Origin of the sequence: Nonomuraea sp. NPDC023979 (assembly GCF_040639085.1) — a bacterium.
Lineage (GTDB): Bacteria > Actinomycetota > Actinomycetes > Streptosporangiales > Streptosporangiaceae > Nonomuraea > Nonomuraea ceibae.
In genome coordinates this window covers 149,709-164,488 of the sequence record NZ_JBEZZG010000001.1, presented here as the reverse complement: position 1 = coordinate 164,488, position 14,780 = coordinate 149,709, and the positions used below count along the sequence as shown (strand labels likewise).

Below are 14,780 nucleotides of genomic sequence, written 5' to 3'. Positions count from 1 at the left end.
TCAGCTGGGGAGGGCGGGGGTGCCGATGACGCGGCGGATCCAGGCGTCCGGGTCGGAGATCTCCGCCGGGGTGGGCAGCGTGTTGGGTGAGGTCCAGACGCGGTTGAAGCCGTCCATGCCGGCCTGGCCGACGACGCGGTGGACGAAGGCGGAGCCTTCGGCGTACTGCTTCATCTTGAGCTCGATGCCGAGCAGGCGGCGGATGGTGCGGTCGAGGCGGGAGCCGCCTTCGCGGCGCTGGGCGAACTTGGCGCGGATGTCGGCGACCGACGGCACGACGGAGGGCCCGACGGCGTCCATCACGTAGTCGCCGTGCCCCTCGACGAGGGTCATGACAGCCGTGAGCCGGTCGAGGATCTCCTTCTGCTGGGGCGACTGGATGACGTCGATGAGGTTGCCCTCGCCGCCGCGGACGACGTCGGCGACGGTGTCGGCGGCGCCGCGCAGGCGGTCGACGAGCGTGGGCAGGTCGAGGTCGGAGGCGAGCAGGAAGTCGGTCATCTGGGACCGGACGTACTCGCGCAGCCAGGAGACGCCGGTGAACTGGACCCGGTGGGTCTCTTCGTGCAGGCAGACCCACAGGCGGAAGTCGTGCGGGTTGACGTTCATCTCGCGCTCGGCGTTGACGATGTTGGGCGCGACGAGCGTGAGGCGGCCGGCGGGCTCGCGTCCGCTGGGGTCGGGCGGCAGGAACAGCTCGTACTGGCCGAGGACCCGGGTGGCGAGGAAGGCGAGGACTGCGCCGACCTCGACGCCGGTGATGCGGGAGCCGACGGCGGAGATGATCGCGGGCGGCGGGTTGGCGCCGTTGGCGACCTTCTGCGTGAGGGGCTCCAGCACGACGCGGAAGCCTTCGACGTTGGCCCGGATCCAGCCGGGCCGGTCGACGATGGTCGCGGGCTGTGGCGCGGTCTCGGTGTGGATCTTGGTGAACTCGCGTACGTGGCCTTCGGCCTCGCGCGAGAGCGTGCGGAGCTCGGCGACGGCCTGCCTGGCCTCCTCCCGGCTCACTTGAGGACCGGGGCGCACCAGGCGCGTGCCGGTCGTGACGGCCAGATCCCAGTCGATCACCTGCATAACGTCCACCGTACGTGTTTCTCGTCAAGACCGCGCGACGATGGCGGCCAGCCTGTCGAGCACGGGTTCGGCGTAGACGGGGACGCGGTCGGCCAGGAAGGCGAAGGTGACCAGCCTGCCGTCCTTGGTGGTGGCGAGTCCGGCGAGCGTGTTGACGTGGTTGAGGGTGCCGGTCTTGGCCCTGACCAGGCCGACCTGGCCCTTGCTGTCGGCGCCGGTGAAGCGGCGGCCGTTGCCGAGGGTGCCGGTGAAGCCGGCGATGGGCATGCCGGAGGCGACGGCGCGCAGCTCGGGGTGCTGGGGCGAGCCGGCGAGGGCGATGGCGCGGGCCATGGCGGAGGCGCTGATGCGGTTGCGGATGGACAGGCCGCTGCCGTCGGACACCTGGACGCCCTTGGTGATGCCGAGCCGGTGGAGCACCTGGGGGACGGCCTTGGCGAGCCCGGCGAACGAGCCCGGCTGGCCTTCCTTGATGGCGACGTGCCGGGCGAGGGCTTCGGCGAGGTCGTTGTCGCTGAAGGTGAGGGTGTGCTCGACGAGGGCGTAGATCGGCGCGGATTCGACCCTGGCCAGCTCGGCGGCTCCGGCGGGGGCCTTGCCGGGGCGTACGGACCTGGCGGCGCTGATGCCGTGCTTGCGCAGGGCGCCGGCGAAGGCGGCGGCGGCGTGGGCGGCCGGGTCGGCGACGCGGGGCTGGCGCTGGCCGGGAATCTGGCGGCCCTCGTCGATGGTGAGGGCGTGGACGGGGGCGACCTCGCCGTCGGGCACGTAGTTGGGCTTCCAGCCGGGCGCCTGGACGGGCCCGGTGAACAGGGAGGCGTCGTAGGTGAGCGTGACCTTGGTGACGCCGCGGGCCTTGAGCGCAGCGGCGGTGCGGGAGGCGAGCGTGGTGAGCGACGCCTGGTCGGTGAAGTCGCCGGGCTTGGCCTGGGGGCCGCGCAGCATCGGGTCGCCGCCGCCGACGAGGACGATCGCGTTCGCGGAGCCGCCCTGGACGACGCGGGTGGCCAGGCGGGTGTCGGGGCCGAGGGAGGCGAGCGCGGCGGCGCCGGTGACGACCTTGGTGGTGGAGGCGGGGGTGATGCCGGTGTCGGGGTCGGCGGCGAAGATCTGCTCGCCGGTCGTGACGTCGACGACGACGGCGCCGACGCGCTTGCCGAGCGCTTCGTCACCCAGCGCATCGGTGAGCTGCTGCGTCAAAGTACCCTTAGTCGGGAGAGGTCCGTCTCCTGACCTCGCCGGAAGCTGGGCCAGCACAGGCCCGGCGGTGACCACGGGGACGGGGGGAACCCCTTCGGGAGACGCGCTCGTCTCGGCCGGTGACGGCCGCCTCGTCAGCGCGCTCAGGTCGAGGTCGTTGTTCATCGCATAGACGCCGGTGACGATGGTCACGACCTGCAGCATGACGAGAGTGGTCAGCATCACCCACCGCTCGTGCCGCGCCACGTCGCCTGACCTCTCTCCTGGTGTTCGCCTACGAGACATTAACGCCCGCCCGGGGGTGCCCGGGGGGCCGAGCGGAGGAACCGCGGTGGAGTTCGACGTTGTCGTTGAGATTCCCAAGGGGCAACGGAACAAGTATGAAGTGGACCACGAGTCCGGCAAGATCAGGCTGGACCGGCTGCTGTTCACCTCCACGCAGTACCCCGCCGACTACGGCTTCATCGAGAACACCCTCGGTGAGGACGGCGACCCGCTGGACGCGCTGGTGCTGCTGCAGGAGCCGACGTTCCCGGGCTGCTACATCACCTGCCGGGCGGTCGGCATGTTCCGGATGACCGACGAGAAGGGCGGCGACGACAAGGTCCTGTGCGTCCCCGCCACCGACCCGCGCATGGCGCACATCCAGGACATCCACCATGTCCCGGAGTTCGACCGGCTGGAGATCCAGCACTTCTTCGAGGTCTACAAGGACCTGGAGCCGGGCAAGTCGGTCGAGGGCGCCAACTGGGTGGGCCGCATGGAGGCGCAGGCCGAGATCGAGCGCTCCTTCCAGCGGGCCAAGGACGAGGGCCACGGCCACTGACCTTCAGCGGGGCCTGGTGGCGCCCACCAGGTCCCCTCGCCACATCGACGCGATCCGCACGACGTCGCCGGTCTGCGGGGCGTGCACCATGAGCCCCGGCGCGACGTACATCCCCACGTGGTGGATGGTCGACGGGTCGTTCTTGTCGTAGCCGAAGAACAGCAGGTCGCCGCGGCGCAGCTGGTCGAGCGGCACGTGCGGCCCGGACGTCCACTGGGTGCCCGTCCAGTGGTCGAGCCGCACGCCGGCCCGCTCCCAGGCCCGCATGGTCAGACCGGAGCAGTCGTAGCTGGCGGGCCCGTCGGCGGCCCACAGGTAGGGCTTGCCGAGCTGGGTCAGCGCCCAGTTGGCGGCCACGTCGCCCATCGAGGAGCCGCTGGAGAGCGGCACGTGCCCGATGCGGGTCTGCCGCCGCCTGGCGAGCAGTTCGGCGCGGGTGCGGGCGGCGTCGACGAGCCGTTGCAGCTCGTCGCGCCTGGCTCTGAGCTCCTTGGTCTCGCGCCGCTGCCGGGCGACCGCCTCCCGGGCGGCGATCTTGGCGCGTTCGGCCGCCTCGGCGGCGTACTGCTGGGCGGCGTGCACGCTCGCGGCGTGCGTGGTCAGGATCTCGGCGACCTCCTCGGCGTCGCGCAGCCGGGTGAGCAGCAGGCCGCGCTCGCCGCCGAGCTGCCGCAGCAGCCCGGCCCGGTGCAGGTAGCCGTCGTGGTCGCCGTGGTCGTTGAGCATGCCGAGGTATTCGGCGGGCAGCGGCAGCCCGCCGTAGCTCTGGGCGGCGAGCATCGCCACCGCCTGCCGGGCCCGCTCGACCTCCGTGGTCGCGGCGCTCTGCCGGGCGGCGGCCTCCCGGTGCGCCTGCTCGGCCTGGCGGAGCCGGACGACCTCCCCGTTGTACGCCTCCACCAGCCGCTCGGCCTCGGCCGCGAGCCGGTCGAGCCGCCCCTGCGCCTCGGCCAGCTCGGCGCTTGCCGTGCCGAGCTCCTTCGCACGATCCCGTACGGCCTGCCGCGCTCTGGCGACGTCACGCGGCCCCGGTTCGGCGTGAACCGGCGGGCACAGCGCGACGACCAGGGTGGCGACCAGGAATCCGGCTCTGACGTGCATAGAATCCCCCTGCGGTCACTCTATGCACACACTTCCCAACAGTAACGAATGCCACACTCTCAGCTCGTTACAGAGGGTGATACCGACTCGGTGGGGGTCGCCGTGGCGGGCGGCGTGGCGGTGCTCGTCGGCTTGCCCGTCGGTTTCGCCGTCGGCTTCGGCGACGGTTTGGGCGACGGCGTGGGCGTCGTCGGCGTGGGCGCCGGGGTGGGATCGGGCTGCGGTGACGGCATCACCGGCGGCTTGCCGGAGGGGCGCGGCTTGCCGGGCGGCGGGGTCACCGGGTCGACGGGGTGGACCGGGTCGAGCGTGGGGTCGCCGAGGTCTGGGCCGGTCGGCGGCGGGGTGCTCGGCACGGGCTCGGGGTCGCCGCCGATCGGGGTGAAGACGGGCGGCTGCGGGCTGGGCGTCTGCTGCCCGGCCGTCGCGGGGGTCACGCCGAGCGGGCGGGTGGCCGTGCTGTCGACCTCCACGCTGCCGGGCACCTGCCGCCGGTCGGACCAGGGCAGGGTGAGGCCGGGCGGCTCGCCCTGCGGCGGGAACGCGACGGAGGCGACGCCGGGCAGCCCGCCGACCTCCTTGCCGAAGTAGTCGAAGATCGTCGCTATCGCCACCAGGGTCGCGACCGCCGCCAGCGCGCCTGCCAGCGCCCGAGGCCACTTGCGCGGCCCCCGCACGACGGCAACGGGAAACCCGGCGGCGTCCAGCGCCTCCGAGCGCCTGGCCACGTAGCGCCGGTAGAGGTGCAGCTCGGGGTCGACGAAGCAGCTCAGCACCCGGACCCTGAGCACGTCGGGCAGCGTGATCTGCGGCAGCAGCTCGTAGACCTTGGCGGCCGACACCTGGCGGTTGCGGTGCGGGGCGCAGGTCTCGCAGCGGGCCACGTGGGCGACGAGCTGCTCGCGCATGCCGGCGGTCAGCTCGCCGGCGAAGCCGGTGAGGATGCGGGCCCGGCGCGGGCAGTCGTAGGGGCCCTTCCTGGCCAGGAACTCCACGGTGATGGCGTCGCGCAGCCGGTCGCGGGCGGCTTCGTGGGCCGCCTCGGCCTGGCGGGCGGTGACGCCGAGGACGGCGGCGACGTGCGGCATCGGCAGCCCGTGCCGGGCGTTCAGCTCCAGCGTCTCGCGGTCGGCCGTGGGCAGGCTCTGGACGGCGTTCCAGGCCACGACCCGCAGGTCGGCGTCGTCGGGGTCGGTGATCTCGGGCGCCTCGGCCAGCGTCTCGCCGGCGTCGGGCAGGTCGGCCATGCGCCTGCGCAGGCACTCGCCCCGGGCCAGCGCGTAGAGCCAGGGCCGCAGCAGGTCGGGGTCGGACAGCGCGGCGGCGTGCGCCTCGGCGGCGATCAGGGCGTCGCGGAGCGCGACCTGGGCGCTGTCGGTGTTGCGCAGAAGGGTCCAGCAGTAGCGGTAGATGCCTTCGGCGTAGGTGTCGTACAGGACGGCCACGGCGCCCGGGTCACCGGAGCGCAGGGCCTCGACCAGGTCACGGTCACTCATGTAACCGAAGGTAATGGATTGGTAACTTGTAGTTCTACCGATTCCGCGGGATAAACATAGGTTGTCGCCAGCCGCTTTTACGATTTATCGCATTAATTGGGCTATTGCACCCGGGCTTTCAACGCCTGGCTGCCCCGGTCGATCTGGAACGGCTCCGTGGTCGGCTTGACCGTGTGCATCGGCACGATCCCGCCGAGCGCCAGATCCTCGTACGGCCTGCCGGTCGAGCCCCACGTGCGGGCCGTCACTTCGGTCCGCCCCACGGCGCTGCCCTGCGGGAGCCCGGTGATCGTCAGGATGAAGCGCGGCGGGCTGCCCGCCTTCACGTCGTCCACGAACGTGCTCCCGCCGCCGAGCAGCTTGCCCGCCTTGTCCCGCAGCAGCGCGTTCACCACCAGGCTGCCCGCCGGCACCTGGTACGGGTTCGACACGTACCCGGTGATCAGGTACGAGCCGTCCTTCTGGCGCAGCGTCTGCACCCGCGACACCGGGAACGGCCGGAACGCCGAGGCGATCCTGGCCGCCATCCGCCACTGGGCGGGCCGGTAGTCGATGCTCACCTTGACCGGCTTCTCCGACGCCCCGGCCTCGCCGGTGAACACCAGCGAGCCGCCCGGCGGCACCGCGTCCAGCGGCTGGTCCATCCGCACGACCTCGCGCCCGGCGGCGTCCTTGCCGACGACCGTGGCCACCACGTGCTCGCCGAAGTGCCACGGGTTGCGGTTGGTCAGCACGCCCGCCCAGTTGACGGTGTAGCCGCCGGCGGACTTGACCACGTTCGACGCCTGCTCCTTGAGCGTGAGCGGCTTGAGCTGCTGTTGCGGACGTTCCTCCGACGAGCACCCGGTGAGGCAGATCGCCCCGAGTGCGAGGAGGCTGACGGTTCGGCTACGCGGGATCACTTTGCCGTGATAACCCGTTCATGGGTACGGCAGGTCCGGGACACGCGCCTGCCGTACCAAAGCTTTAACGCGCCCGTACGACCCGCTTTTCATCCCAGACCGGCTCCGGCGCCTCGTACACCACCCCGTCGGACCCGAACACCAGGTAACGGTCGAAATCCGCGGCGAACCAGCGGTCGTGGGTGACCGCCAGCACCGTGCCGTCGAAGGCGTTCAGGCCGTCCTGCAGCGCCTCGGCGCTGGCCAGGTCGAGGTTGTCGGTCGGCTCGTCCAGCAGCAGCAGCGTCGCGCCGGACAGCTCCAGCAACAGGATCTGCAGCCGGGCCTGCTGGCCGCCGGACAGCGTGTCGAAGCGCTGCTCGGCGACCAGCCCGGCCAGCTCGTAGCGGGCCAGCGCCTTCATGGCCTCGTTCTTGAGCTTGGCGTGCTCGGTCATCACGATCTCGACCGGGGTGCGGCCGAGCAGGTCGGGCCTGGCGTGCGTCTGGGCGAAGTGGCCGGGCACCACGCGGGCGCCGAGCCTGGCGACGCCCGTGTGGGCGACCTGCTCGCCGGCGACCAGGCGCAGGAAGTGGGACTTGCCCGAGCCGTTGGAGCCGAGCACCGCGACCCGCTCGCCATACCAGATCTCCAGGTCGAACGGCCGCATCAGGCCGGTCAGCTCCAGCCGCTCGCAGATGACCGCGCGCTTGCCGGTGCGGCCGCCCCGCAGGCGCATGCTGATGTTCTGGTCGCTGGGCGCCTGCTCGGGCGGCCCCGCCTCCTCGAACCTGCGCAGCCGCGTCTGGGCCGCGTGGTAGGGGGCGGCCATGCCGTCGTTGTAGCGTGCCTTGTTCTTCAGCATGTTGACCAGGGCCTTGAGCTTGGCGTGCTCCTCGTCCCAGCGGCGGCGCAGCTCGTCGAGGCGCTCGTTGCGGGCCCTGCGGGCCTCGGCGTAGGTGCCGAAGCCGCCGCCGTGGATCCAGATGTTGCCCGACTCGACGGTGACGATCCGGTCGGCCGCGTTGGCGAGCAGCTGCCGGTCGTGGCTGACCAGCAGCACGGTCTTGGGCGTCTCGCGGAGCTGGGCCTCCAGCCACTCCTTGCCCGGCACGTCGAGGTAGTTGTCGGGCTCGTCGAGCAGCAGCGTCTGGTCGGGACCGCGCAGCAGCGCCTCCAGGACGAGCCGCTTCTGCTCGCCGCCGGACAGGGTGGACACGTCGCGATATTTCACGTTGTCGTACGGCGCGCCGAGCGCGGCCACCGTGCACGTGTCCCAGAGCACCTCGATCTCGTAACCACCGGCGTCGGTGTAGTCGCTGATCGCCTGGGCGTAACGGAGCTGCGCCTTCTCGTCGTCGCGCTCCATCATGACCAGCTCGGCCTTCTCCAGCCGCGCGGCCGCCTCCCGCACCGCCGGCGGGGCCACGCTCAGCAGCAGGTCGTGCACCGTGCTGCCGTCACGCACGCTGCCCACGAACTGCCGCATCACCCCGAGCCCGCCGGAGCTGGCGACGCTCCCCTCGACCGGCTGCAGGTCCCCCGCGACCAGGCGCATGAGCGTGGTCTTGCCCGCCCCGTTGGGCCCGACGAGCGCGGCCTTGACCCCCTCGCCGATCCGGAAGGACACGTCGTTGAGCAGCGGCCGCCCGTCGGGCAGCACATACGTCAGGTGGCCGACCTCGACGTGTCCCATGGCATTTCCCCTCCTACGGATCCCCGCGCAGGTTACACGCCGGTTTCAGCACCGGTCATCCCTATTTCCCCGCCCCCCGGAGCCGTACCGCGCTGACCAGCCGGGCGGCCACCACCACCGTGCAGCCGATCGCGGTGATCACCAGGCAGAGCGTGAACGCCGGGTAGAGGTAGGCCACCTGGATCCACATGATGTCGGCCCCCCGGGCCAGCACCCGGAAGATCGGGGCCAGCGCCGCGCACAGCGCGATCGGCGCCAGGTAGGGCAGCAGCCGCCACCGCTGCCGTCCCCTGCGCCGCGCCGCCCAGCGGCGGGAGCGCGCCACGCCCCGCGCCGCCAGGGCCACGGCCCCCGCGCCGGCCAGCAGGAAGAGCGCGTCCGTGACCAGGGTCGGCGACATCGGGGGGACCTCGGGCGTGCCTCCCTCGACGAGGGCGACGAGCCCGTCCAGGAGCGCGCGGGCGTCGCCGAAGGCCATGCCGGTGTTGGCCATGACCGCGACGCCGTAGCCGGAGCCGGGCATGAGGAGCTGGTGGGCCGTCGAGGTGAACAGGTCGCCGCCGTGCTCGATGACGGGCGTGCCGCGCCCGGTCCGGCCGAGCGACCAGCCGAGCGCGTACGAGTCGTTCAGGCGGGAGGGGGTGCGCATCTCCTTGACGCTCTCGGGCGACAAGATGCCGCCCTGCTGCGCGATCAGCCAGCGGGCCATGTCGGCGGCGGTGCTGAGGACGCCGCCCGAGCCGTTGCCGAACCCGGCCGGCTCCGGCGCCGGGACCGCCCGGCCGAGGACCATCAGGTGACCGCGGGCGCTGCCGGGCAGGTCGCGGTCGGTGTCGATGGTCGTGCTGTTGCGCATGCCGAGCGGCTCGAACACCCGCTCGCGCAGGTAACCGGCGAACGGCCGCCCGCTGACCACCTCGACGAGCCGGGCGGCGACCTGGTAGTTGGTGTTGTGGTAGCTGTAGCGCGTTCCCGGCTCGGCGGCGAGGCGGGCCGTCCTGAGCCGCGCCACGGCGCCCTCCAGCGTGCCGGGCTGCGGCAGGCTCTTCTCCCGGAAGGCCGAGTCGGCCATGCCCGACGTCTGGTCGAGCAGCTGCCTGACGGTGATCTTCGCCGCCCTCGGGTCCGCCATCGCGAACTCGGGCAGATAGCCGCGCACCGGCCTGTCGAGCTCGACCCGGCCCTGTTCGACGAGCTGCATCACGGCCAGCGAGGTGAACGACTTGCTGACCGACGCGACGGCCATCGGGGTGTCGGCCGTGACCGGCTCACCGGCCGCGGTCCGGCCGTACCCGGCGGCGTGCACGACGCGCTCGCCCCTGGTGACGGCGACGGCGACGCCGGGCAGCCCCGTCGCCTCCTGGTAGCGCGTCACGAACGCGTCCACGGCCGCCGGCGTGACCTGACCGGGCGGCGACACGGGCGAAAGGGCGAGACAGAGCGCGATGACGAAATTTACTGACACGTACAGAAAGCTAGGGACGCCCCCTGCCTCGCGACCATTGCGGAACCCCGCCGTCTTCCTTACGGGGAGCCGCCACCGTGGCCAGCCAGGCGACCACGACCAGCGGCGTGGCCTCGGCGGCCAGAAGAGTCTGCAGCCCCAGCGGTGTCGTCCCGGCGGCCACCGGCCGGACCAGCAGGATCAGCAGCGCACCCGTCCACGCGAGCGCGGGCAGGACGGCCTGGCGGTCAGGCGGCGCGCCCCGAGCGGCCAGGAGCAGCAGCGCCGCGAGCGCCAGCGCGCCCGCCGACGCCCAGTGGACGGCGTCGTCCTCGAACGGCCCGCGCGGAAGGCCCAGCCTGGCGGCGAGGGCCGCGACGACGAGGACGAGACCGGCGGGGCGCAGCAGCCGGGGCGCCCAGAGGGCCAGCAGCGCCAGCGCCACCGGCAGTGCCGGAGCGACCCAGGGGCGCACCTGCTCGCCGGCGAGCGCCGGGGTGAGGGGCGCGTAGGCGAACCAGCCGAACGACTCCGGCAGCGGCTTCAGGCTGCCCAGCAGGGTCGGGACGGCGGCGGCACTGCGGAGGACGGCGGTGGTGCGGGGCATCGCGGCTCCGGCACGGTCGGGGATCTGCCAGGAGCCTAGCCGGGCCTAGACAACAAGTGATCTAATCACTAGAACTGTACGGGAGCCCCCACCCCCCAAGGACGTGTGCGATGGCGCGACTGCGTTCAGCCAGATCTGCCCTCCTGTCCCTCGTCGCCGTGACGGCCCTGGCGGTCGCGCCGCAGCAGGCCGTGGCGGCGCCGCCGAAGCCGGTGCCGTCGACGGCCGCCGCCGTCCCCGAGCAGCCGGCCACGCCCTCCCCGTGCGCCCCCGCGTTCCGGGGGACGACGATCGACCAGCGGCTGACCAGCCTGTTCACCAACTACGGCAACGACAACAGCCGCCTGGACGACTGGACCGGCGCCGACGGCACCTACTCGGTGCGGCTGCCGAACGGCAGGGAGGTGTGGGTGTTCTCCGACACGTTCCTGGGCCGGGTCAACCCCGACGGCAGCCGCCCGCCGGTCGTGGAGGAGGGCGGCACGACGGTCTTCCTCAACAACTCCTTCGCCGTCGAGCGCGACGGCAGGCTGCGCACCATCCACGACGGCACGGCGGCCGCGCCCACCGCCGTGATGAAGCCCCGCGACGGCGACCACTGGTTCTGGGCCGGTGACGCGACGCTCGCGGGCGGCCTGCTGGAGGTGACCTACCAGGAGTACGAGCGCTTCGGCCCCGGCGCGTGGGACTGGCGCTGGCACCGCAACGTGGTGGCGCGCTTCCCGCAGGGCCGGTTGGAGCGCCCGGTCAGCGTGCACGACCTGCCGTCCGGGCACGGCGTGGCGTGGGCCTCGGCGATCCTGAAGGACGGCGGCCACACCTACGTCTACGGCGTGGAGGACCTGGGCGGCACCAAGTACATGCACCTGGCCAGGGTGAAGGGGCAGAGCCTGCTCGGCGAGTGGGAGTTCCGCACGGCCGGCGGCTCCTGGTCGAGGGACGAGGCGGATTCGGCCAGGCTGATGGCGGGCGTGGCGAACGAGTACAGCGTCAGCAAGGTCGGCAACGGCTATGTCCTGATAACTCATGACACGACCGAGGCGCTCAGCGCCAAGATCGTCGCGTACGCGTCCTGCTCCCCGACCGGCCCGTTCACCGGCAAGCAGGTCGTCTACACGACCCCCGAGACGAACGGCAACATCTTCACCTACAACGCCCACGCGCACCCCGCCATCGAGGGAGACGGCCTGGTGGTCTCCTACAACGTCAACAGCTTCGTCAACACCGACCACTACCGCGACGTGTCCATCTACCGGCCGCGCTTCCTCAACGTGAAGTTCGGCTGATGCGCAACTGGGCGGCGCGGCTGCGCCAGGGCACGCTCGACGGCATCGACTGCGTCACGCTGGAGAACGAGCTGCTGCGCGTGACCGTGCTGCCCGGCAAGGGCGGCGACGTGGTCGAGTTCCTGCACAAGCCGACCGACACCGACTTCGTCTGGCTGTCGCCGCAGGGCCTGCGCGACCCGCGCGGGCACCTCCAGGGCGCCGCCGACGACGTGGCCCCGTTCGCCGACCACTACGAGGGCGGCTGGCAGGAGGCGTTCCCCAACGGCGGCGCGCCCAGCGACTACCGGGGCGCCCGGCTGGCCCAGCACGGCGAGGTCTCCGGCCTGCCGTGGCGCTGCGAGGTCGTGGCCGACTCCGAGCAGGAGGTCGCGATCCGCCTGACCGTGCGCACCAGGCGGCTGCCGTACCGGATGGAGCGGACGATGCGGCTGCGGCCGGGCAGGGCCGTGCTGGAGGTCGAGGGGCGGGCGGCGAACGAGTCCGGCGTGGCGCTGCACGCGATGTGGGGACAGCACCTCGTGTACGGGGCGCCGTTCCTCAGGGCGGGCGCCCGGATCCGGCTGCCGGAGGGGGTGCGCGTGATCCCGCACGACACGCCGATCAACCCGCTCGGGCGGCGGGTGCGCGCGGGCGGGCCGTGGGAGTGGCCGGTGGTCCCGGCCGACGGCGGCGGCACCACCGACCTGAGCGTCGTGCCCGCCCGGGGCGGGCCGAGCGACATCGTCTACCTGACCGGGTTCGGCGACGACGGGTGGTACGAGCTCGGGGCCGGGCCCGGCATCCGGGTCGCCTGGGACTCCACGCTGCTGCCGTATCTGTGGATGTGGCAGGAGCTCGGCGCGAGCGCGGACTACCCCTGGTGGGGCCGGGCCTGCGTGCTCGGCCTGGAGCCGTTCGCCGGTCTGCCGACCGACGGGCTGGCGGCGGCCGTGGCCAACGGCACCGCACTCGTCCTGGAGCCGTACGAGACCAAGACGCTGAAGTGGCGCGCGGAGGTGCTTGCGTGAGGGAGTTCGACGGGAAGGTGGCGCTGGTCACCGGCGGTTCGACGGGCATCGGGCGGGCGGTCGTGGACCGGCTGGCCGACGGCGGCGCGTCGGTGGTGTTCTGCGGGGCCGACGCGGAGTCGGCGTTCGAGAGCGAGCAGGTCACGGGCGTGGTCGCGGACGTGCGCCGGGCGGGCGACATGCGCGATCTGGTGGACCTGGCCGTGGCCAGGCACGGCGGCCTGGACGTCGTGGTGACGTGCGCGGGCGTGCAGCGTTACGGCACGGTGGTCGACACGCCGGAGGACGTCTGGGACGAGGTGATGGACGTCAACCTCAAGGGCGTCTTCCTGACCTGCAAGGCGGCCGTGCCCCGGCTGAAGGCGCGCGGCGGCGGGTCGATCGTGGTGATGTCGTCGGTGCAGGCGTTCGCCTCGCAGGCGCAGGTGGCCGCCTACACCGCGAGCAAGTCGGCGCTCAACGGGCTGACCAGGGCGATGGCGCTCGACCACGCCGCCGACGGCATCCGCGTCAACGTGGTCTGCCCGGGGTCGGTCGACACGCCGATGCTGCGCTGGGCGGCTGACCTGTGGCGCGGCGGCCTTTCGCAGGAGGAGCAGGTCGCCGAGTGGGGCCGGGCGCACCCGCTCGGCCGGGTGGCCAGGGCCGAGGAGGTCGCCGAGCTGGTGGCGTTCCTGGCCGGGCCGCGTTCGTCGTTCATCACCGGCGCGGAGCACCGGGTGGACGGCGGACTGCTGGCCAGGAACCCGGCCGCGCTGCCGGAATAGCGGCGCCGCTCACTTTTACCCTCGGACGCGCGTCGATAACACAGCGCACGCGAAGCCTCACGCTAGGTTACGGGTGTTCCGAAGGACTCACCCCGATCAAGGAGACCCCTGTGAGGCTGTCCAAGCGTTTCGCCGGCGCCGTCGCCGCCGCGGCTCTGCTCACCGTCGTCGCCCCCGCGGCCACCGCCTCGGCGAGCCCCCGCTCCACCTGCTACGGCGGCAGGCTCTGCCTGTACGCGGGCTTCGACTACAACCGCGGGCAGGTCGACCACTGGCGCGACTTCGTCCACGACGACGCCAACTTCGCCGACAACAACTGGCTGACCTGGGACTACAGCAACTCCTGGCACAGCATGGACAACGAGACCAGCTCGGTCCGCAACCGCGTCGGCTGCCCGGTGACCCTGTGGCAGCACGCGTACTACACGGGTGCGCACAGCACGTTCCTGCACAACTCCAACGACGGCTTCCTGGCCAACAACGCGGTCGGCAACAACCGCGCCAGCTCGGTCGACATCTGGTGCCGCTGAGCTTTCCGGTGTCACTGAGCCGAAGCAGCGCCGGTTTCCGGATTTTTCCGGAAACCGGGCGCCGCGTGCCCCTACTCCTCGCCGCCCTCCTCCTGACCGGCTGCGCCACCCCGGAGCCACCGCCCGGCGTCACCTCGGTGGCCGACCTGGTGCTGCCGTTCGACGCCTACAAGCCCACCCCCGGCCAGCGGGCGGTCCTGGCCAACGCGCACAACCTGCTGGTCGTCCGGTGCATGCGCCGCCACGGCGTCACCGTGAACCCGCCCGCCGAGGACGAGGAGGCCATCGCGGCGGCCGACCCCGGCAACACCCGCCGCTACGGCGTCGCCGACCCGCGCCAGGCCGCCGAGCACGGCTACCACCTGGCCGGCGGCTCGCCCGCCAAGCCGTGGACGGCCAAGCTGACCAAGGCCGCGCGCAGGCAGCTCAACGGCCGCCAGGGCTGCCTCGACCGGGCCGACGCCCAGCTCAGCCGCGACACCCCCAAGGCCGACTGGTCATGGCTGGCCCTCCAGGACTCGCTCACTCTGGAGCAGGCCGCCAGGGAGCCCGCCGTGTCGCAGGCCGTCGACCGCTGGAAGGCGTGCATGGAACGGGCCGGCCACCCCTACCCGTCGCCGGAGGCCGCCATCGCCGACCGGCGCTGGAACCTGGAGAAGCCCGAGGTCAGCGACGAGGAGAAGCAGACCGCGAGCGCGGACGTGGCCTGCAAGTGGTCCTCCGGCCTGGTCGCCGCCTGGTACGCGGCCGACGCCGACCTGCAGCGGGCCGTCGTGCGCGACAACGACCGCCGCTTCGCCGCCTTCCGCGACAACCTGGGCCGGCGGCTCGACCGGGCGACCGCCCTGCTCAAGTGACC

At 72.5% G+C, this 14,780-nt stretch carries 14 protein-coding genes; 6 read left to right on the top strand and 8 right to left on the bottom strand.

From position 1 onward, the window contains the following. Together AB0G11_RS00855 and dacB are read right to left on the bottom strand one after the other, a co-directional pair. Entirely contained in the window at positions 1–1,077 is a 1,077-nt protein-coding gene (locus AB0G11_RS00855; protein WP_219501360.1) for a zinc-dependent metalloprotease, read from the bottom strand. Positions 1,078–1,101: 24 nt separating this feature from the next. Continuing rightward, a complete protein-coding gene (dacB, locus tag AB0G11_RS00850; protein WP_357583090.1) occupies positions 1,102–2,523 on the bottom strand; it encodes a D-alanyl-D-alanine carboxypeptidase/D-alanyl-D-alanine-endopeptidase in 1,422 nt (473 codons plus the stop codon). Between the two features lie 85 nt (positions 2,524–2,608). Here dacB and AB0G11_RS00845 point away from each other — a divergent pair, with 85 nt between their 5' ends. Beyond that, positions 2,609–3,103, top strand: coding sequence for an inorganic diphosphatase (locus AB0G11_RS00845; protein WP_219501356.1), 495 nt, complete (start codon positions 2,609–2,611; stop codon positions 3,101–3,103). A 3-nt stretch (positions 3,104–3,106) separates the two neighbouring features. Here the strand turns inward: AB0G11_RS00845 and AB0G11_RS00840 are convergent, their stop codons facing one another. From AB0G11_RS00840 to AB0G11_RS00815, 6 genes are all read right to left on the bottom strand, one after another. Next, a complete protein-coding gene (locus AB0G11_RS00840) occupies positions 3,107–4,204 on the bottom strand; it encodes an NlpC/P60 family protein (protein ID WP_357583088.1) in 1,098 nt (365 codons plus the stop codon). A 59-nt stretch (positions 4,205–4,263) separates the two neighbouring features. Further along, positions 4,264–5,700: a sigma-70 family RNA polymerase sigma factor gene (locus AB0G11_RS00835; protein ID WP_357583086.1), complete on the bottom strand. Its 1,437-nt coding sequence runs from the start codon at positions 5,698–5,700 to the stop codon at positions 4,264–4,266. Positions 5,701–5,801: 101 nt separating this feature from the next. Continuing rightward, positions 5,802–6,602: a hypothetical protein gene (locus tag AB0G11_RS00830; protein ID WP_219501350.1), complete on the bottom strand. Its 801-nt coding sequence runs from the start codon at positions 6,600–6,602 to the stop codon at positions 5,802–5,804. 64 nt (positions 6,603–6,666) lie between these two features. Then, positions 6,667–8,277, bottom strand: a complete 1,611-nt coding sequence (locus AB0G11_RS00825) for an ATP-binding cassette domain-containing protein (RefSeq protein WP_357583084.1) — start codon at positions 8,275–8,277, stop codon at positions 6,667–6,669. A 61-nt stretch (positions 8,278–8,338) separates the two neighbouring features. Further along, positions 8,339–9,742 (bottom strand): serine hydrolase domain-containing protein, encoded by a 1,404-nt coding sequence (locus tag AB0G11_RS00820; protein WP_357583082.1) that lies wholly within the window; start codon positions 9,740–9,742, stop codon positions 8,339–8,341. Positions 9,743–9,752: 10 nt separating this feature from the next. After that, on the bottom strand, positions 9,753–10,328 hold the full coding sequence (locus AB0G11_RS00815) for a hypothetical protein (RefSeq protein ID WP_357583080.1): 576 nt from the start codon (positions 10,326–10,328) through the stop codon (positions 9,753–9,755). Positions 10,329–10,438: 110 nt separating this feature from the next. On the opposite strand from AB0G11_RS00815, the gene AB0G11_RS00810 reads away from it, so the two are divergent. The 5 genes from AB0G11_RS00810 (at position 10,439) to AB0G11_RS00790 (ending at position 14,778) form a co-directional block, all read left to right on the top strand. Further along, on the top strand, positions 10,439–11,614 hold the full coding sequence (locus AB0G11_RS00810; protein ID WP_219501344.1) for a DUF4185 domain-containing protein: 1,176 nt from the start codon (positions 10,439–10,441) through the stop codon (positions 11,612–11,614). Next, positions 11,614–12,624 (top strand): DUF4432 family protein, encoded by a 1,011-nt coding sequence (locus AB0G11_RS00805; RefSeq protein WP_357583078.1) that lies wholly within the window; start codon positions 11,614–11,616, stop codon positions 12,622–12,624. Before AB0G11_RS00810 ends, AB0G11_RS00805 begins: the two co-directional genes overlap by 1 nt. Beyond that, complete coding sequence (locus AB0G11_RS00800) at positions 12,621–13,391, top strand: SDR family oxidoreductase (RefSeq protein ID WP_357583076.1); 771 nt, start codon at positions 12,621–12,623, stop codon at positions 13,389–13,391. Before AB0G11_RS00805 ends, AB0G11_RS00800 begins: the two co-directional genes overlap by 4 nt. A gap of 110 nt (positions 13,392–13,501) precedes the next feature. After that, on the top strand, positions 13,502–13,921 hold the full coding sequence (locus AB0G11_RS00795; protein ID WP_219501326.1) for a peptidase inhibitor family I36 protein: 420 nt from the start codon (positions 13,502–13,504) through the stop codon (positions 13,919–13,921). A 65-nt stretch (positions 13,922–13,986) separates the two neighbouring features. Beyond that, positions 13,987–14,778, top strand: coding sequence for a hypothetical protein (locus tag AB0G11_RS00790; RefSeq protein ID WP_357583074.1), 792 nt, complete (start codon positions 13,987–13,989; stop codon positions 14,776–14,778). Positions 14,779–14,780 lie beyond the last annotated feature (2 nt).